This is a genomic window from Ruegeria sp. H4, from assembly GCF_056533065.1.
Genome location: NZ_JBQFOC010000001.1, coordinates 2,093,866 through 2,111,938, shown reverse-complemented (window position 1 = coordinate 2,111,938; position 18,073 = coordinate 2,093,866). Strand labels below are relative to the sequence as shown.

The following is an 18,073-nucleotide window of genomic DNA, read 5'->3' as shown; positions in this document are numbered from 1 at the left end:
ACATGGTCATGCGCGAGTTCACCGATAAAGGGGTTACTCTGCGTTGGTCCGAGGCGGTCACGCAGGTGGCCAGTGGTGTACAACGGGTTCTGGTTGAGGCCGGACCCGCCGTGTCATCGCATGACACGCTGCGTCTGATCTTCTCAGAAAACGGCGGGACTGAACGCGCGGTCCGGGGGTGGCCTGTAGGCTGTGATCCGCAGACTGGAATGCAGCAATTTGCGGCAGCTTTGCCAATGGCTATGAAAGGGCACCCTTTGGCGTGGCGACCGGTTCTAACCGCGAGTGGACGAGAGATCGACCCGGGCCAACAAACGATGACGAAGCCTGAACCTGCCAAGATAACAAAGGTCGATCAGCCGTCACCGTCTCTGGAACATATTGCGCATTTCGTTGTGCCCTTTGAGGCGAATTTCCATGCAACGGGCGAAACTCCGGATGGCATTTGGCTGCATTTTGCCATCCGCGAAGGGGGCACCGTAACAGGCCTAAAGCTGAACGGCACAATAGAACCCGTTGGCGGTGATTGGATGCAGGTCCGACCAGACGGTGTTGGGAGCCTGCATGCCAAAGCGATGATCAAACCCTCAGATGGTGGCGCGCCGATCATGTTCGATGACAGCGGCATCTGTGATTTTGGGCAATCTGGGTTCGCTGCGCTTTGCAAGGGGCAGTTGCCCGCCACCGCCCCCGTGCGCATCGCCTCACGATATCTGACGTCAAACGCGCGCTATACCTGGTTGAACCGGGTGCAGGGATTTGGGATTGGACAGGCCAGCCTGTCTGATGTGACTCTACGTTTTGACGTCTATTCCGCGAAAGGAACATCCGATGACTAAGAAGGTCGTCATACTGGGCGGAGGCGTGGGCGGGATGAGCGCCGCGCATGAGCTGATCGAACGTGGCTTTGAAGTTGAGGTTCACGAACGTCAGCTGATTGCAGGCGGCAAGGCTCGCAGCATTCCCGTGATGAAAAGCGAAGATGATCGCGGATCAAAGGCCAAGCATATCAAAGCGCTGCAGCAATGGGTTGATATGGATGGCGCTGATTTCCCGCCCGGCGTCAAACGACCATGGCTACCTGGGGAGCACGGGTTCCGGTTCTTTCCAAATTTCTACCGGCATATCACCGATACGATGGCGCGCACGCCCTACTACGACAAGGGGACCTGTTACGACAATCTAATGCCGACAACCCAAGTTCTTGTCTGCCAGTTTGACAAGCCCGGCATCATCGTACCCGAGCGGTTTCCACGATCTTTGAAAGAATTCGCCGACGCGCTTAAGACGTTCGCCTACACGATCTCGCCTCGAGACCAGATTGGTTTCGAAGATGTCGAGCATTTCCTTAGCTGCATGTGGCGGATCGCCACTTCGTGCAAAGAGCGCCGCGATGACGAATATGAGCGCACCGGCTGGTGGGATTTCATAGGGGCCGAGGAACGGTCAGAGGCGTATCAGAAATTCCTGGCCATCGGCCTGACGCGATCACTGGTGGCGGCCAAGGCGAACACGGCCAGCACAAAGACCGTCGGTGATATCGCCATCCAATTGCAGATGGGCATTGCCACACCCGAGCCTCATTGTAACAGGCTGCTGAATGGGCCGACCAATCTAGTCTGGATACAACCCTGGCTCAACTACCTTGAAAGCAAAGGGGTGGTCTACAAGTTCGACTCGAAAGTAACTGGGATCGAATGCCAAGACGGGCGCGTTGTCAGCGCAACGGTCGAACGCGATGGGCGGCAGGAAACCGTGACCGGAGACTGGTTCATTAGCGCCTTGCCGATCGAACGGATCGCCCCACTTGTGACCCCTGCCATGACAGCCATTGATCCCGCCTTGGCCAAGTTGAAATTGCTGGCCGAAAACGTGCAGTGGATGAATGGCATCCAGTATTACCTGACAAAAGATGTCGAACTGACTCATGGTCATGTGATCTTTATCGACAGTCCTTGGGCTTTGACCGCCGTGTCGCAAAAACAGTTCTGGCCCGATATCAACTTCGAGAATTGGGCCGAAGGTAAAACCAAGGGCTTGCTGTCCATCGATATCTCGGAGTGGGATAGGCCCGGGATGAACGGCAAGACCGCGCGCAACTGTACCCGCGACGAAATTGCGGATGAGGTCTGGGCCCAACTCAAGCGCAGCCTCAATGTGGATGGCCAGACCATTCTGCGGGACGAGGATATGCACTATTGGTTCCTCGATCCCGATATTGTGGCCGACCCGGAACATCCCTCTCGCATGACCAATGTCGAGCCATTACTGGTCAACCGTATCAATACATGGCGCCTACGCCCGAACGCGGCCACGCTGATCCAGAATTTCTTTTTGGCGTCAGACTATGTGCGTACCTATACCGATCTCGCCACTATGGAAGGCGCGAACGAGGCAGCTCGGCGGGCGGTCAACGGCATATTGCGGCGCAGCGGTTCGGATGCCGAACGCTGCAAAATTTGGGATCTGCATGAACCTGACATCCTGCGCCCGTTGCGTGCCTATGACTACGCGCGGTATCAGGCCGGCTTACCGTGGGATGAGAGGTTTTCAGAGGCAGTTCAAGCCTCGTTGCGGTCTGCACAGGATACTACCGGCACGACCGGCGGTGGCGAGGGACCGTTGGCTGCGGTGGGACCAGCGGCCGGTGAGTACTCGAAACCTGGTGGAATTGTCGAAGAACCTGCCGTGGCAGACGCGCTGCGTATGGTCTGCCCACCAGAAGCACTATACGATCTGATGGCGTCTTATGTGCCCGGCGTCGACATTCCGATACCCGGTGCTGAACAGGCTGAAACAGCGGCCCTGGATGTCGTCGGAAATAGTGCCGAACCCTCGTCTTTGCCCGGGGTCAATCGCGTTATGGGAACGTCTTTGAACTCAAAGTCTAACCCGAAGGGCGGCCGCGCAGGTGGCACCTCAGGTCGCAAAGTCACTATTACGCAGAAGGGTTGAACCCGTGGGCGCATCAACCGCGCAATTGGATCCGGCAGCAACGCAGGGCTTTCTGGAACAGCTGACCCAATATGGGGTTCAGGCACGTCAGGCATTGCTGGCGCGGTTGCCCATGACCGAGCCGCAGGATTATCTTTACGGCCCGATGCGCGACTATATCGAGACCTCGGGCAAAGGCTTGCGCCCCGCGTTGCTGCTGGCGACATGCGAGGCGTTTGGCGGTAAAACCGACGACGCTATGGTCTCGGCTGCGGTGATCGAGCTGCTGCACAACGCCTTTCTGATCCATGACGACATCGAAGATGTCAGCGACTTTCGGCGGGGCAGGGAGTGCATGCATAAACGCCTTGGCGTACCGATGGCCATCAATACCGGCGACGGTATGCAGGCGATGGCCTTACGCCTGCTGCGCGACAATCTTGACCCCCTAGGCCCCGAAACCTCGGCTCGGGTTCTGGACGAATTCGACCACCTGTTGATGCAATCCATTGAGGGTCAGGCGATTGAACTGGGCTGGATCCGCGACAACCGGCTGGATGTGACCCCGGCCGACTATCTGAATATGTGTTTGAAAAAGACCTGCTGGTACAGCTTCATTCACCCAATGCGGATTGGGGCGCTGATCGCACGACCGGAAGATGTCGCCTCGGGCAAGCTCAATCTGGACGATTTCAACGCGTTTGGCTTCTTTCTGGGTGCTGCCTTTCAGATACAGGATGATGTTCTGAACCTTGTCGGCAGTCAGGACAAATATGGTAAGGAAATCGGCGGCGATATCTATGAAGGCAAACGGACCTTGATGCTGAGCCAGTTGAGCCAGCATGGTGAAACGCGCGAGAAAGACCGGCTGACTCAATTCCTGTCCAACCCCAGGCAAAACAGGTCACCCCATGATGTAGACTGGGTACTGGATCGGATGCATCACTATGGATGCGTCGAATATGCGCAACGTGGCGCAGATGATCTGTTACAATCCGCCCGTCAGGAATTCGAACATGTCTTTGATGGAGCTGAGGGCGGGCCGCGCGCATTCCTGGGTCAGTTCATGGACTACCTTGTCGCAAGACAGGTCTAGCGGGCAAGATCACCCGTCAACAATCTCGAAGATCACCACCATGGCAGACGTCTCTGACCCGAAGCTGTGAACACGCCCGTGATAGCGGCCCGGTTCGGCCAGATCATGCACCGTCAGTATGACGCGCACTTCACCCACTTCGCCCGGTGCAATCCGCACCGCTGGTGGGTCGACACGCAGCCGGTCTGCAGGGATCACAGCTCCTTCCTCATTGGTCAGGTCACCGGGTTCAAACCGCAACTCCACCGTTTCACCATCAGCAGGGGCGGCAACCGACAAAACAATTGTTCCTTTGCTGCCGGGAGTGCAAACTGTGCGGCATTGAAACGGCCCGTCCAGCGGCAGTTTCTGACCACTTTCAGCATCCAATACGCGCCGGGCCAGTTCAGATATCGGTGTCTGATCCAACACAGGCGCAGTCGGGGCGACGGCGTCAATCATGCTGGCATAGGGTTTTCGCTCAAAATAAGGCATGCCTAAATGTGCACCGGCCGCGACGCTCAGTAAATAGGATTCTCGCTGAATTTACATGGGAATTGCGGTTTTCAAACGTGCTCGATCAGTCCAGTCTGACGTGACAATTACCGCAGTTCTTCAACGGTGACTTTACCGCTTGGCCGCACATCGATCTCAAAATGGCGGGCTTGCACAACATCCTGCACGGCGGGCGGCACAAAACAAACCCAGTTCTCATGGCCCGGTCGGCGTACACTTTCGTACCGGATACCCACGCGCTCGATTGTGGGCCCTGTCTGGCGGACATATTCGCCAAAACGTTGAGGGGTAGGATAGGTCGCATCATCGGGGTCATGAAACTCGGGGTGTCGACCGAAAACATTGACAAAGGTTCCAACCAACCGTGCCTCATACTCCCGATAGGCTTCGCGCTTGTGTGTCAGACCAGACAAGGCGATTTCCTTGCGCAGACCATTGGCAACCTCGAGCACCGCGGTCATCAGATCAGTTGCAGCATACCATGCCCCCAAAACCGCTGAGGTAAAGCGCATGCCCGTGACCGACCCGTGCAGAAACGAGGACATGACAATGCTGGCATTCGGTCGACCATAGACCCATTGTGACCGATCCAGCCGCGATAGTCGCGTGGCCACCAGCCGGTCATTGGTCCAACCTTCAAGCTCAAAGATATCCGCCAGATCGTCCTCGCTGGTCACGGCCTCGAAGGCTGGAACAGGGGGAAACCGGGTTGGGATGATACGACGGGTTGATGTTGGGGCTTGCGCGCCGGGATAGGCGGTCAAATCCCAACTCACAGAAAGACCACATCGTCTTCGGTAACCGGCTCGAAACTGCCCTCGGGCGCACCATGACCCATTTCACCCCCGCGCCAGGCATCCAGATACCGGCGCACATTCATCATTCCGTCCTGCCCGCCGCCGACGATCAGGTCCAGCGGCGAGGACCCGGCAAAGATCGTGCCCTGATGCGGGCTGCTCAGCCATTTCACGGCCTGATCCTGATCTAGAAACAAGATCGCCAGGGCCTTGTAGATTCCTAGAACAGCTGAAACGCGCACCAGAGTGTCAAAGGGCAAAGAAATCGGTTTGTGATCCACAGCTTTCTTGATCCACGCATGATAGGTCGACCGACCAGGATGCCCCAGCGCCGCGATCCTTTGTGCCTCGCTCAGCCCCCAAGCATCGGCGATGTTACGAAATGTACGCAGCCCTGGCCCGCTGAGACGCGCGCGATCAGCCGTGCCAACCGGGATCAGTAGCGGGGCTGTTGCAATATCTTGCGGTAGGGTTGCGATTTCCATGGCTCAGTGTCCAATCTTGGATATATTGTCTATATATAGACAATTTGTTTGGAAATCAACCATCGCGCGCGTTGACCACGCAGGCCGGTTTGTCTATCCCGTCTAGGCCGAAGGACGCAAATACAAAGAAATTGGGCGATCGCTTGAACAAAATCAGCCTTCTGGACCATGCAATCCTGATGATCGGCGCGGTTGTGATGACTGGTCCAATTGTGGTTTTGGGCTGGCAACTGGTGGCCAGCGTCGGTGTGGAACAGCTGGGCGTGTTATTCACGAATCTGTGGGTCAACGGCGTCAGTAGCAATGCGATCAGCGCCGGCGCAATGCTGTGGAACTCGTTGGTTGTGGCCATTGGCGTTGCCATTCTGAAATGCGTTGTTTCCATGCTGGCGGCCTATGCTTTGGTGTTTTTTCGCCTGAGGTGGAGCAACCTGATCTTCGGAGCAATCCTGTTGGCTATGTTCTTTCCAATCGAAAGCCGTATGCTACCTACTTTTGCGGTGGCCAACGATTTGGGACTTCTTAACTCCTACGCCGGGATGATCCTGCCCGTCACCGCCAGCGGGCTGGGCGTGTTGGTTCTGAACCAGTTCCTGCGGCAGATTCCTGTGGAATTGATGGAGGCTGCCCGAATGGACGGTGCAGGGCCAATGCGCTTTTTTCGCGATACGGTTCTGCCCCTGTCCCTGCCTATGATTGCTGCTCTGTTTGCGATCCTGTTTGTATTCGGCTGGAACCAATACGCCTGGCCAATCATCATCACGACCACCAGCCTGACACATAGCACTCTGGTCAGCGGGATGACCTATGCCGGGGTGGGCAGCCCATCCGGAATGGCACTGGCCTTGATGGCCTTGGGGCCACCGGCCATTATCCTGCTACTGGTTCAGCGCCAGCTCGTGCGGACCCTAACCGCCGGAATTCACTGACATAAGGCGACCTAGCTTAGAACCAGATCAGCGCGGCGCGAGTTTGATAGAATGCGTTTTGCATTCGGGATGTCATTGGCGAATGCCCGATCTCTGGCCGCGTCTGGCGGCAGACCATGATCCAGCCAACGCTGTTGCAGTCGCATTTCGAGAGTTTCGAGATCAATATCGAGGAAAACACTCAGCGCCCAGTGCTCGGACAGATCGGACCAGCCGGGTTCTTGCAGCAACAAATAATTGCCTTCGACCAGAATAAGCTGCTGACCAGGTGTCACCAATGCACGGGCGGCGATGGATTTGTCGATCTCGCGGTCGAACTCCGGGACGGCGACCTCGCCCTCGGCCAGCAATCGCTGCAACAAGGCTTTAAACCCCGCAACATCAAATGTCTCAGGCGCCCCTTTGCGAGGAAGCAGATCGCGAGCAGAAAGAATGGCGTTGTCATAGTGAAACCCGTCCATCGACACGAGGCCTGTGGCGATCCCTTGTTGTTGCAAAAGGTCACGCGTCAACGCAGCGACAGTTGACTTCCCTGCCCCTGGCGGACCGGCGATGGCGACCAGATCTCGTGTCTGAGACCGTGGTAGCGCCCGGACCGCTTCGGCAATACGATGCGCAAGTGTTAGCGCGCTAGAGCTGCCGTTGCTCACGCCGCCATGCCTTCACGCGGGGGTTCTTTGGCACCGGTCATGAAGGCCACCGCGTCCGACATGGTGTGGTCTTTGGGATCAATAACACAAAGCCGTTTGCCCAGACGATGAACATGAATGCGGTCGGCGACCTCGAACACATGGGGCATATTGTGGCTGATCAGAATGATCGGAATGCCGCGCGATTTCACATCCTGGATCAGTTCCAGAACCCGGCGACTTTCTTTGACGCCAAGTGCCGCTGTCGGCTCGTCCAGAATGATGACCTTCGATCCAAAGGCTGCGGCCCGTGCTACGGCGACGCCCTGACGCTGGCCGCCCGACAGCGTCTCAACCGCCTGATTGATGTTCTGGATGGTCATCAGGCCCAATTCGCTCAGCTTGTCGCGTGCGAATTTCTCCATCGCGGGCCGATCGAGCATGCGAAAGAGCGACCCCATCGGGCCCTTGCGCCGAATTTCGCGCCCCATGAACATGTTGTCCGCAATCGACAGGGCAGGGGACATGGCCAGCGTCTGATAAACCGTTTCAATCCCGGCTTCGCGCGCGTCAATGGGCGAGTGAAACTGGACCTTCTGCCCATCCAACCAAACATCGCCTTCATCTGGAGTGACCGCACCCGAAACCGCCTTGATCAGCGTGGATTTACCTGCGCCGTTATCCCCGATCACCGCCAGGATCTCACCCGGCATCAGGTCAAAGTCACAATGGTCCAGCGCGGTGACCTTGCCGTAGCGTTTGACAAGGTTGCGTCCTTTGAGAATGGGTTCCATCAGGCTGATACCTTTCTGATCCATTGGTCGACCGCGACCGCTGCAATGATGAGGATACCGATCAACAGGAAGGTCCATTGCGCATCTGCCCCTAGCAGGCGCAGACCCAGCGTGAACACCCCAACGATGAGCGCCCCAAATAGCGACCCCAAGATCGAGCCACGTCCGCCGAACAGAGAGATGCCACCAATTACGACCGCTGTTATGCTTTCGATATTCGCGAGTTGGCCCGAGGTCGGCGATACGGAACCGATGCGACCAATCAAGGCCCAGCCCGCGAAGGCGCAGATCAAACCGGATAGCATATAGACGGACATCAGGGTGCGATGCACATTCACGCCAGAAAGCTCAGCCGCTTCAGGATCATCGCCCACTGCGTAAACATGTCTCCCCCACGCCGTATGCCTGAGCGCGTAGGCCAGCACCAATATAAGCACCAACATGAAGACCACGCCGACCGTAAAGACGGCACCGCCTATGTTGAACTTTTCGCCAAATATTTGAAGGATTGGCGCGTTTGCCTCAATCTCTTGCGAGCGGATTGTCTCGTTTTGAGAATACAGAAAATTTGCTGCCAATACGATCTGCCACATGCCCAGCGTTACAATGAAAGGCGGCAGTTTGATCCGGCTGACCAGATAGCCATTGATCGCGCCGATCATCGTCCCTACCGCCAGGCCACAAACAATCGCGACTGTGGGTGGCAGTCCATAGCGAAAGGTGAATTGCCCCATCACCACCGATGACATGACCATGATCGCACCCACGCTCAGGTCAATGCCGGCGGTCAGGATGACAAGGCTTTGCGCAGCGGCGACGATGCCAACGATTTGAACCTGCTGCAGGATCAGTGTCAGCGCGAAGGGTGAGAAGAACTTCGACCCCAAAAGCAACCCGAATATGATAATGGCAACCACAAGGACGATCAGCGGAACAAGTGACGGGTTCACGTGCAGGAAATGCTGGACCGTCCCCACAAAACCCCGGTGATGATCTTCAAACTCAGCAACCTGCTCCGGGCTGCCCTGCGCGGCAGATTCGAAATCATCGGAGTGTCGTGGCGTATCGGACATAAATGGTTCCCCCAAGCGTCAAGAGCCCCTCTGCGGACCACTTTAGCAAGTTTTTGGGTAAGAGTGTGATGAGATGGCAGGAGGCCACGGTACGGCCTCCTGCTTGGTCAAGTTAACCCCAGCAGAGGTTCATGCCTTCTTCGATCGTGATGGACTCAACCCCATCCGCGGCTTCGCCTGTTACAAGCGCCACGCCGGTGTCAAAAAAGTCCTTGCCCGGTGTGTTTTCAGGTTTCACGCCCTCATCGGCCCATTTCTTGACAGCCTCGACACCAAGCGAGGCCATCAGCAGCGGGTATTGCTGCGATGTTGCGCCGATCACGCCATCCGCCACGTTCTGAACGCCAGGGCAACCGCCATCGACAGAAACGATCAGCACGTCATTCTCACGTCCAATGGCTTTGAGCGCTTCATACGCGCCCGCGGCAGCTGGCTCGTTGATCGTATGGACCACATTAATCGTCGGATCTTTGGCCAACAGGTTCTCCATCGCGCGGCGACCGCCTTCTTCGTTACCAGCTGTCACGTCGCTGCCAACCAGACGCGGATCATCCTCATCGCCAATCACATTGGGATCGGCCAGATCAACACCAAACCCCTGCAGGAAACCCTGATTGCGCAACACGTCCACAGTAGGCTGGCTTACAGCCAAATCCAATGTGGCGATCTTGGCGTCATTTGCGGCATCGCCCAGCGTTGCTTTGGCCCATTGACCAATCAGAAGCCCGGCCAGGAAGTTATCAGTAGCAAAGGTCGCATCCGCTGAATCAATAGGCTCCAGCGGGGTATCCAGTGCAATTACCAGAACACCCGCATCCCGCGCTTGTTGTACGGCGGGAACGATCGATGAGGTATCAGAGGCCGTCAGAAGAATGCCTTTGGCGCCGTCCAGAATGCAGGTCTCAATCGCCTGAACCTGGGTCTCGTGGTCGCCATCCACCTTGCCGGCAAAGGCTTTGAGCGTCATGCCAAGTTCTTCCGCTTTGGCAGTTGCACCCTCTTTCATCTTCACAAAGAAGGGGTTGGTATCGGTCTTGGTGATCAAACATACGGTGGTGTCTGCAAACGCACCGCCCGCCGTAACGGTCAACGCCAAAGCTGTCGCGCCTGCGAAAGTCGCAAGTTTCATGAAATATCCTCCCAGTTTCTCCCATGCCGTGTTGGCATATGCGCAATCGGCCGGGTCGGGCCTGATCGTGCCCCAAAACCATCACAAGAATCTCAAAATGAGTCAATAAATAAATCACTCTTATTTATTATTGACAGAATGACCACCTATTCTCATCCTTTGGCAGGGGAGGAATAGCCGTGTCAGTCGAGGTGTCACAAAGCAGCACGCCTTCGGATCGGGTTTCCGAAGTGCGTGGGACCAACCAAAGCGGGATGCGGGCTCGTAATGAGCGTTTGGTCCTGACCCTGGTGCGCAGGCATGAGGCCTTGGCCAAAGCTGAAATCGCGCGCATGACGGGCTTATCCGCACAAACCGTCTCGGTGATCATGCGGCAGCTTGAAAAAGACGGGCTCTTGCTGCGGGGCGAGCCTTTGCGGGGCAAGGTAGGCCAGCCATCAATCCCGATGCGACTCAACCCGGATGGGGCTCTGTTTTTCGGGCTGAAAATCGGGCGACGCAGCACTGAGCTGGTATTGATCGACTTTCTGGGCCGGGTGCTCATGCATGAGCGGCAAACCTATGAATACCCGCAACCACAGGCAACGTTGAGCTTTGCCAAAAAGGCCTTGGACCAGATGATGTCCGCGCTGACAAGCGAAGCCCAAGACCGCATCGCCGGGCTGGGAATCGCCATGCCGTTTTATCTGTGGGATTGGGCCCAGACGTTGCAGGTGCCGCAAGAAGAAATGGACCCTTGGCGCACAGCCGACATCCAGTTGGAACTGGCGGATATCTATGATTTTCCGGTGTTTCTACAAAACGACGCCACTGCCGCTTGCGGGGCCGAGCTTGTATTTGGGCCAACGGGTGGCCCACGTGATTTTCTGTATTTCTATGTCGGATACTTCATTGGCGGCGGCATAGTCTTGAATGGCGCTATCTATTCGGGCCGTGGAAATGCGGGTGCTTTGGGTCCGATGCCAGTTTCAATCGGGACCGGTGACGTGAAGCCTTTGATCGACCTCGCCAGCCTCTATACCCTTGAACGCACCATTGCGGGTGCGGGTCAAGCAGCCGGACTGATTTGGGAGACAACCGATCACTGGGACATCCCAAAGGAAGAGCTGAACAGCTGGCTCCACAATGCGGCGATTGGGCTGGCCCATGCCATTGTGTCATCGTGCAGTCTGATCGATTTTGAATGTGTCAAAATCGATGGCTGGATGCCCGCCGATGTCAAAGAGCAGCTGATTGCAAAGGTCGAATCACAAATCCTGCGCCTCAACCTTACTGGTTTAGAGCGGCCTGTGATTGCAGCTGGTACCGTGGGTCCGAATGCGCGATCGCTCGGTGCGGCCAGTTTACCTTTGTCCGAGCGGTATTTGGTAGAAGCATAGACCTACCAACAAGAAACCAGACTGCAAGCGACACGAAACTTACACCAAAAGAGCCGGATTCAAGATTCAACTTGATCATTATGGAACGTTCCAGTAGACATATTACTGGAACGTTCCAGTGATGAGGATTGCAATGAACTGGGCTTTTGTGGGGGCGAGCACGATTGCGTCACAGCATATGTTGAACGCGGTGAGAAAGCAGCCTGGCAATGATGTCACTTGGGTTGTCAGCACATCACCTGATCGGGTGGGGGGCTGGGCCAAGGATCACAGCATTGCAAACGCCACGACCAGTCTAACCGAAGCGCTCGCTGACCCGGGCATAAAGGCGGTCTACATCTCATCAACCAATGAAAAGCACCATGCCCAGGCTATGGCTGCGATTGCCGCCGGCAAGCATGTTCTATGTGAAAAACCTCTTGGCATGACACAGGCTGAAGCTGTCGAAATGGTCCGTGCGGCAGAAGCCGCTGGTGTCACTTTTGGCACCAACCACCACCTGCGCTGCTCGGGCACCCACCGCGCCATCCGTGATCTCATCGCAGATGGCCGGGTTGGTAAGGTACTTTCACTGCGCATTCATCACGCGGTTCACCTCCCGGGTCATCTTCAGGGCTGGCGGATAAACGACGCAGGTGCTGGCGGCGGAGTAATTCCTGATATCGTCGTGCATGACGCGGACGTAACCCGGTTCTTGCTACAGGAAGACCCGGCGAGCGTTGTGGCGCAAATGATCAGTTCTGGCATGGGGCAGGGGGTCGAGGATTCCTGCATGTCGGTCTGGACCATGCCCTCCGGCGCTATGGTAATGAGCCATGAGAGCTTTACCCATCCCTTCGCGGGATCGGGGCTTGAGGTACACGGCACCGAAGGATCGATCTTTGCCAAAGGTGTCATGACGCAGCAGCCGGTTGGTGAAATAACCCTCGTCACGGAAGCAGGCAGCGAGGGTATCCAATACTCCAACCATGACCTTTACGTGCAGGGCGTTTCCGAATTTGTCGCCGCCTCCGCAGGGAAAGGACGCCCTGCCGCGGATGGCCCGGATGGGGTCAAATCCCTGTCCGTCGCGCTGAGCGTGCGCGAAGCGGCGGCAACCGGTCAGCGCGTTTACGTCAACTATGGTGGCTTCTGATGACCAAGCTTGTTTCTGCATCCGACGCCGTATCCCGCATCCCGGATGAGGCGATTGTTACCGTCTCATCCTCGTCAGCTTTGGGGTGCCCCGATCTGGTTCTGAAAGCCGTGGGTGAGAGGTTTCGGGCCGAGGGGCATCCGCGCAATATCACAACGATGCACCCGATTGCCGCGGGGGATATGTATGGCGTCAAGGGCATGGAATATCTGGCGCAGGACGGGTTGCTGACCCGTGTGCTGGCCGGATCATACCCATCGGGGCCATCCAGCCTTGATATGCCCGAGATCTGGAAGATGATCGTCGAAGATCGCGTGGCCGCCTACAACGTGCCCTCGGGGATCATGTTCGACATGCATCGCGAGGCTGCGGCCCGGCGTCCGGGCGTTCTGACTCAGGTCGGGCTGGATACGTTCGTGGACCCGATCCGCGAGGGTTGCGCGATGAATGCGCGCGGGGCCGCTTCGCCCATCGTCGCGCGCGCCGAGTTTGGCGGCCAGACCTGGCTGCACTTCCCGAACATCATCCCAAATGTTTGCATCCTGCGCGCCACGACGGCGGATGAATTCGGCAACCTGACCTATGAGCATGAAGGAGCCTATCTGGGCGGGCTGGAACAGGCCATCTGCGTGCGCAACCACGGCGGTCTGGTGATCGCTCAGGTTCAGCGGGTGACCGCTGAAGGCAGCCTGCGTCCGCATGACGTGCGCGTGCCGGGCCATCTGGTGGATCTGATCGTCGAGGACCCGGATCAGAAACAGACCACCGAAACGCCCTATGACCCCGCCATCTCGGGCCAGATAATGCGCCCGTGGGACAGTTTCTCATTGGCCGAACACGGGGTTGAGAAGGTAATTGCGCGCCGGTCTGCGATGGAATTGCGCGCGGGGATGAGCGCAAATCTGGGCTTTGGCATCAGCGCCATGGTGCCCCGCGTTCTGCTGGAGGAAGGGCATCCCAAGGCCGTCACATGGGCCATCGAACAAGGGGCCGTCGGGGGTGTTCCGCTGACCGGTTTCGCCTTTGGCTGTGCGTCCAACGCGCATGCCTATGTACCCTCGCCGCAGCAGTTCATCTACTTTCAGGGCGGCGGGTTCGACATGTCCTTCCTGTCCTTCCTTGAGGTTGACGTGGACGGCAATGTGAATGTCTCGAAACTGGGCAAGAAGCCTTATTTGACCGCCGGGTGCGGTGGGTTTGTCGATATCACCGCAGGCGCGAAAAAAATCGTGTTTTCGGGCTGGTTCGAGGCTGGCGCCAAGATCGACCTGGGTTCGGACGGGATCAGCGTCGCGGCCCCTGGCAAGTTCACCAAGATGGTGGATCAGGTGGAACACGTCACCTTCTCGGGCCGCCGGGCGCGCGAGCTTGGGCAGGATGTTATCTACGTGACCGAGCGCTGTGTCATCCGCCTGACCGATCAGGGGTTGGTCGCGACCGAGATCATGCCGGGCATCAACGCGCAGCAGGATATCGTGGCAGCGTCTGAGGGTCGTGTGACAGTCGCCGAGAACGCGACGTTGATGCCAAAGTCGCTGTTTAGCGAAGGCCCAATGGGACTGACGGTATGAGCGGGATAGGCTTTCATATCGACGGGGCGACGGCTGTCCTGACGCTGAACAACCCGTCCAAGCTGAATGCGCTGACCATCGACATGCTGGATGCGCTTGAGGCGCATGTGCAGCAGGTTGAGCGGGACAATTCGATCCGGTCTCTGGTGCTGACAGGGGCCGGGGACAAGGCATTCTGCTGCGGCGCGGATATCGGTGCCTGGGGGGGTCTTAGCCCAGCAGAGTTTGCACGCCATTGGGTGCGGGACGGGCACCGGATTTTCGACCGCCTCGCACGGCTTGGTAAACCAACAATTGCCGCGATCAACGGCCATGCCTTTGGCGGTGGGCTCGAGCTGGCCAGTTGTTGCGACCTGCGCCTGATGGCCCCTCGTGCAACTCTGGCCTTACCTGAAGCACGGATCGGGATCGTTCCGGGTTGGTCAGGGACGCAGCGTCTGGCGCGGTTGATGCCGGAAGGGGCCGTAAAGGAGATGGCTTTGTTTGGTCGTCGCCTTGGTGCCGACCGCGCGGTTGCCCTGGGCTATGCCGCCGAAATGGCCGACGATGTCCTGGCCCGCGCTCTTGAGATCGCAACCGAGGCGCAGGCCCTGTCCCCGCGTGCAACCGAGATAGCCAAGAACATGATTCATGCACCGGTCGGCGAAGACTCGGCTGCGGCAATCGAGGCGCTTGGCAGTGCCGCCGCTGCCGCCTCTGCCGACCGTGACGAAGGCGTCGCGGCCTTCATGGAAAAACGTAACCCTCAGTTTTCAGGGCTTTGACGCATATGAAAGACCTCACGATCAACCCTGCGATCCCCTTCGATCTGCCCCAATTGTTTGAGGGCCGCCACCTGATCAATGGTGAATGGCAGGACAGCGCGTCGGGCGAAACGTTCGAGCGGATATCGCCGTCGCACAGACATGTGGTTAGCCGCTCGGCCTCGGGCAGTCAGGCCGAAGCAGAAGCGGCGATCCTGTCCGCCCGCGCAGCGTTTGACAGCGGCGTCTGGAGCCGCGCTTCGGGCAAAGACCGTGCCGAGGTGCTGCTGAAAGTGGCCGATCTGATCGAACAAAACGTCGACCGCATCGCCCTGATCGAGACACTGGAAAGCGGCAAGCCGATCAGCCAGTCCAAGGGTGAGGTAGGAGGTGCAGCCGATCTATGGCGCTATGCAGCGTCGCTGGCCCGCAGCATCCATGGTGACAGCCACAATACGCTGGGCGCAGATATCATGGGCGTTGTACTGAAAGAACCCATCGGTGTCGTGTCTATCATCACGCCGTGGAACTTCCCATTTTGGATTCTCAGCCAGAAACTGCCCTTCGCGCTGGCGGCAGGGTGCACAGCGGTGGTGAAACCCTCCGAGATGACGCCCTCGACCACCTTGATGCTAGGTGAACTGTTGATCGAAGCCGGCTTACCAGCAGGTGTTTGCAACATTGTTCTGGGCTATGGCCAACCGGTCGGCAGTACACTGTCCAGCCATGAGGCCGTAGACATGGTCAGCTTCACTGGTTCAACCACAGTGGGCAAAACCATCAGCAAGACCGCCTCGGATACTCTGAAGAAAGTTGCGCTGGAGCTGGGTGGCAAGAACCCACAGGTGATCTTTCCCGATGCCAAACTGGATGCAGCCGCGGATGCAGTGGTGTTTGGCGTCTATTTCAATGTCGGTCAGTGCTGCAACTCCAGCAGTCGCATCATCGTGCATGAGGATATCGCGCAAGCCTTTACCGACAAGGTGATCGCGCTGTCGCGGAAGGTGAAATTTGGCGACCCGCTGGACCCGAGCACGCAGGTCGGGGCGATTGTCACGCCCGAACACAACGCCAAGATCGATGCTTATGTCAAAGAGGCTCGATCCGCAGGCGCAACAATTGCCTTGGGCGGCGATCCATTGAACGTTGAGGGGTTGGGCAACCAATTCTATCAGCCGACCATTATCACCGATGTTCAACCTGATATGCCCATCGCACGCGACGAAGTCTTTGGCCCCGTGCTGTCTGTACTGACGTTCAAAACGCTGGACGAAGCCATTGAGATCATGAATGATAGCGCTCTCGGTCTTTCGGCAGGGATCTGGAGCGAGAATGTCCATACTTGCCTCGACTTTGCCCGTCGCGCCCAGGCGGGGACGTTCTGGACCAATACTTGGATGGATGGGTTCCCCGAGGTCGCCTTCGGTGGCTACAAACAATCCGGCCAGGGCAGGGAGATCGGGCAATATGGGTTCGAGGAGTTTTTTGAGGTCAAATCCGTGGTGATGCGCATCGGCGACAGCCGGGCGCCCTGGGTGCCACAGGATTGAAATACGCGCCACGCGGCGCAGGAATAACAAAGATCGCATTAAGGGAGGAAACGAAAATGCGTAACATGCTGAAAACAAAGTCGGTCATTGTGGTCGGGCTTCTGTGCACGTCCAGCCTGGCACAGGCGGAAGAGGTTGAGGTTTTGCACTGGTGGACCTCGGGTGGTGAAGCTGCCGCGCTGAACGTCCTTAAAGATGACCTGTCCGGTCAGGGCGTTGGCTGGACTGACATGCCGGTTGCCGGTGGTGGCGGTGAGCAGGCGATGACCGTTCTGCGCGCCCGTGTGACTGCTGGAAACGCTCCAACCGCCGTTCAGGGTCTGGGTTTTGACATTCAGGACTGGGCCGCACAGGGGGCCTTGGCCGACCTGAACGATGTGGCCGCCAAGGAAGGCTGGGACGCGGTCGTGCCGGATGCGCTGAAGGCCTTTGCCAAGCATGACGGCAAATGGGTCTCGGCCCCTGTGAACGTGCATTCAACCAACTGGGTCTGGGCCAACAAAGCGGTTCTGGATGCAAACGGCATCGCGCAGCCCACCAACTGGGAAGAGTTCGTGGCTGCTGTTGAAGCGCTGAAGGCCGCCGGCGTGACACCGATTGCCCATGGCGGTCAGGCCTGGCAGGACGCGACTGTGTTTGATGCCGTGGCCATGTCGACGCTGGGCCCGGATGGCTACAAAGCGGCCTTCATCGATCTGGATGAAGACACGCTGGGCGGCGATGCCATGAAAGAGGCGTTCGACCGCATGGCATTCATTCGCGACAACGTTGATGAAAACTTCTCGGGCCGCGACTGGAACCTGGCAACTGCGATGGTCATCAATGGTGAGGCCGGTTTCCAGATGATGGGCGACTGGGCCAAGGGTGAGTTTCTGAACGCCGGAAAGGTCCCGGGTCAGGATTTCCTGTGCTTCCGCTTCCCCGGTACGGCTGATCAGGTCACCTTCAACGCCGACCAGTTCATGATGTTCGATCAGGGCGGTTCGGTTTCGGCGGAACAAGCAGCGCTGGCCAGCGCGATCCTGTCCCCGTCGTTCCAGTCGGCCTTTAACGTGGTGAAGGGCTCGGTTCCTGCGCGGACCGATGTCAGCGATGCCGACTTTGATGACTGCGGCAAACAGGGCATGAAGGATCTGGCGGCGGCCGCATCCTCGGGCAACCTGTTCGGATCAATGGCCCATGGCCACGCAGCGCCTGCATCGGTCAAGAACGCGGTCTATGACGTCGTAACGGCGCATTTCAACGGCGAATACGACAGCGAAACCGCTGTAGTCGAGTTGGTCGACGCCGTGTCCATCGCCAAGTGATCACCTGATCCTCCCGACGGGGCGGCG

General features: G+C 57.7%; 17 protein-coding genes. 10 read left to right on the top strand and 7 right to left on the bottom strand.

Annotated elements, in window-relative coordinates:
- Nucleotides 1–8 precede the first annotated feature (8 nt).
- Genes ACR0KG_RS10320 through ACR0KG_RS10310 form a run of 3 tightly spaced genes read left to right on the top strand, consistent with a single transcriptional unit; the run spans nt 9 to nt 4,030 of the window.
- Nucleotides 9–839, top strand: coding sequence for a DUF3237 domain-containing protein (locus ACR0KG_RS10320; RefSeq protein ID WP_480549560.1), 831 nt, complete (start codon nt 9–11; stop codon nt 837–839).
- Nucleotides 832–2,955, top strand: a complete 2,124-nt coding sequence (locus ACR0KG_RS10315; RefSeq protein WP_480549558.1) for a hydroxysqualene dehydroxylase — start codon at nt 832–834, stop codon at nt 2,953–2,955. The genes ACR0KG_RS10320 and ACR0KG_RS10315 overlap by 8 nt, the downstream gene beginning before the upstream one ends.
- Nucleotides 2,956–2,959: 4 nt before the next feature.
- Nucleotides 2,960–4,030: a polyprenyl synthetase family protein gene (locus tag ACR0KG_RS10310; protein WP_480827199.1), complete on the top strand. Its 1,071-nt coding sequence runs from the start codon at nt 2,960–2,962 to the stop codon at nt 4,028–4,030.
- A gap of 9 nt (nt 4,031–4,039) precedes the next feature.
- Here ACR0KG_RS10310 and ACR0KG_RS10305 read toward each other — a convergent pair whose 3' ends face one another.
- The 3 genes from ACR0KG_RS10305 to ACR0KG_RS10295 form a co-directional block, all read right to left on the bottom strand.
- On the bottom strand, nt 4,040–4,504 hold the full coding sequence (locus tag ACR0KG_RS10305) for a hypothetical protein (protein ID WP_170535157.1): 465 nt from the start codon (nt 4,502–4,504) through the stop codon (nt 4,040–4,042).
- A 107-nt stretch (nt 4,505–4,611) separates the two neighbouring features.
- Nucleotides 4,612–5,301 (bottom strand): RES family NAD+ phosphorylase, encoded by a 690-nt coding sequence (locus ACR0KG_RS10300; RefSeq protein ID WP_480827198.1) that lies wholly within the window; start codon nt 5,299–5,301, stop codon nt 4,612–4,614.
- Nucleotides 5,298–5,807, bottom strand: a complete 510-nt coding sequence (locus tag ACR0KG_RS10295) for an antitoxin Xre/MbcA/ParS toxin-binding domain-containing protein (protein ID WP_480544713.1) — start codon at nt 5,805–5,807, stop codon at nt 5,298–5,300. The genes ACR0KG_RS10300 and ACR0KG_RS10295 overlap by 4 nt, the downstream gene beginning before the upstream one ends.
- A gap of 143 nt (nt 5,808–5,950) precedes the next feature.
- Here ACR0KG_RS10295 and ACR0KG_RS10290 point away from each other — a divergent pair, with 143 nt between their 5' ends.
- Entirely contained in the window at nt 5,951–6,736 is a 786-nt protein-coding gene (locus ACR0KG_RS10290; RefSeq protein WP_480827197.1) for an ABC transporter permease subunit, read from the top strand.
- 11 nt (nt 6,737–6,747) lie between these two features.
- Here ACR0KG_RS10290 and ACR0KG_RS10285 read toward each other — a convergent pair whose 3' ends face one another.
- The 4 genes from ACR0KG_RS10285 to ACR0KG_RS10270 all read right to left on the bottom strand — a co-directional run bounded on the left by ACR0KG_RS10285 (nt 6,748) and on the right by ACR0KG_RS10270 (nt 10,361).
- Nucleotides 6,748–7,386, bottom strand: a complete 639-nt coding sequence (locus ACR0KG_RS10285; protein WP_480544715.1) for a nucleoside/nucleotide kinase family protein — start codon at nt 7,384–7,386, stop codon at nt 6,748–6,750.
- Entirely contained in the window at nt 7,383–8,159 is a 777-nt protein-coding gene (locus tag ACR0KG_RS10280; protein ID WP_480827345.1) for an ATP-binding cassette domain-containing protein, read from the bottom strand. Before ACR0KG_RS10280 ends, ACR0KG_RS10285 begins: the two co-directional genes overlap by 4 nt.
- Entirely contained in the window at nt 8,159–9,232 is a 1,074-nt protein-coding gene (locus tag ACR0KG_RS10275; RefSeq protein ID WP_480499063.1) for an ABC transporter permease, read from the bottom strand. The genes ACR0KG_RS10280 and ACR0KG_RS10275 overlap by 1 nt, the downstream gene beginning before the upstream one ends.
- Before the next feature lie 112 nt (nt 9,233–9,344).
- On the bottom strand, nt 9,345–10,361 hold the full coding sequence (locus ACR0KG_RS10270) for a substrate-binding domain-containing protein (RefSeq protein WP_480549545.1): 1,017 nt from the start codon (nt 10,359–10,361) through the stop codon (nt 9,345–9,347).
- Between the two features lie 254 nt (nt 10,362–10,615).
- On the opposite strand from ACR0KG_RS10270, the gene ACR0KG_RS10265 reads away from it, so the two are divergent.
- From ACR0KG_RS10265 to ACR0KG_RS10240, 6 genes are all read left to right on the top strand, one after another.
- Entirely contained in the window at nt 10,616–11,740 is a 1,125-nt protein-coding gene (locus ACR0KG_RS10265) for an ROK family transcriptional regulator (RefSeq protein ID WP_480549891.1), read from the top strand.
- A 133-nt stretch (nt 11,741–11,873) separates the two neighbouring features.
- Nucleotides 11,874–12,875 carry a Gfo/Idh/MocA family protein gene (locus tag ACR0KG_RS10260; RefSeq protein ID WP_480827196.1) on the top strand — a complete coding sequence of 334 codons (1,002 nt, stop codon included), beginning with the start codon at nt 11,874–11,876 and terminating at the stop codon, nt 12,873–12,875.
- On the top strand, nt 12,875–14,446 hold the full coding sequence (locus ACR0KG_RS10255; RefSeq protein WP_480549542.1) for an acyl CoA:acetate/3-ketoacid CoA transferase: 1,572 nt from the start codon (nt 12,875–12,877) through the stop codon (nt 14,444–14,446). The genes ACR0KG_RS10260 and ACR0KG_RS10255 overlap by 1 nt, the downstream gene beginning before the upstream one ends.
- Complete coding sequence (locus ACR0KG_RS10250; RefSeq protein ID WP_480544720.1) at nt 14,443–15,210, top strand: enoyl-CoA hydratase/isomerase family protein; 768 nt, start codon at nt 14,443–14,445, stop codon at nt 15,208–15,210. The genes ACR0KG_RS10255 and ACR0KG_RS10250 overlap by 4 nt, the downstream gene beginning before the upstream one ends.
- A gap of 5 nt (nt 15,211–15,215) precedes the next feature.
- The gene (locus tag ACR0KG_RS10245; protein ID WP_480827195.1) at nt 15,216–16,739 is read left to right on the top strand and encodes an aldehyde dehydrogenase family protein; all 1,524 of its coding nucleotides are present in this window, start codon (nt 15,216–15,218) and stop codon (nt 16,737–16,739) included.
- A gap of 65 nt (nt 16,740–16,804) precedes the next feature.
- The gene (locus ACR0KG_RS10240) at nt 16,805–18,046 is read left to right on the top strand and encodes an ABC transporter substrate-binding protein (protein WP_480827344.1); all 1,242 of its coding nucleotides are present in this window, start codon (nt 16,805–16,807) and stop codon (nt 18,044–18,046) included.
- Nucleotides 18,047–18,073 lie beyond the last annotated feature (27 nt).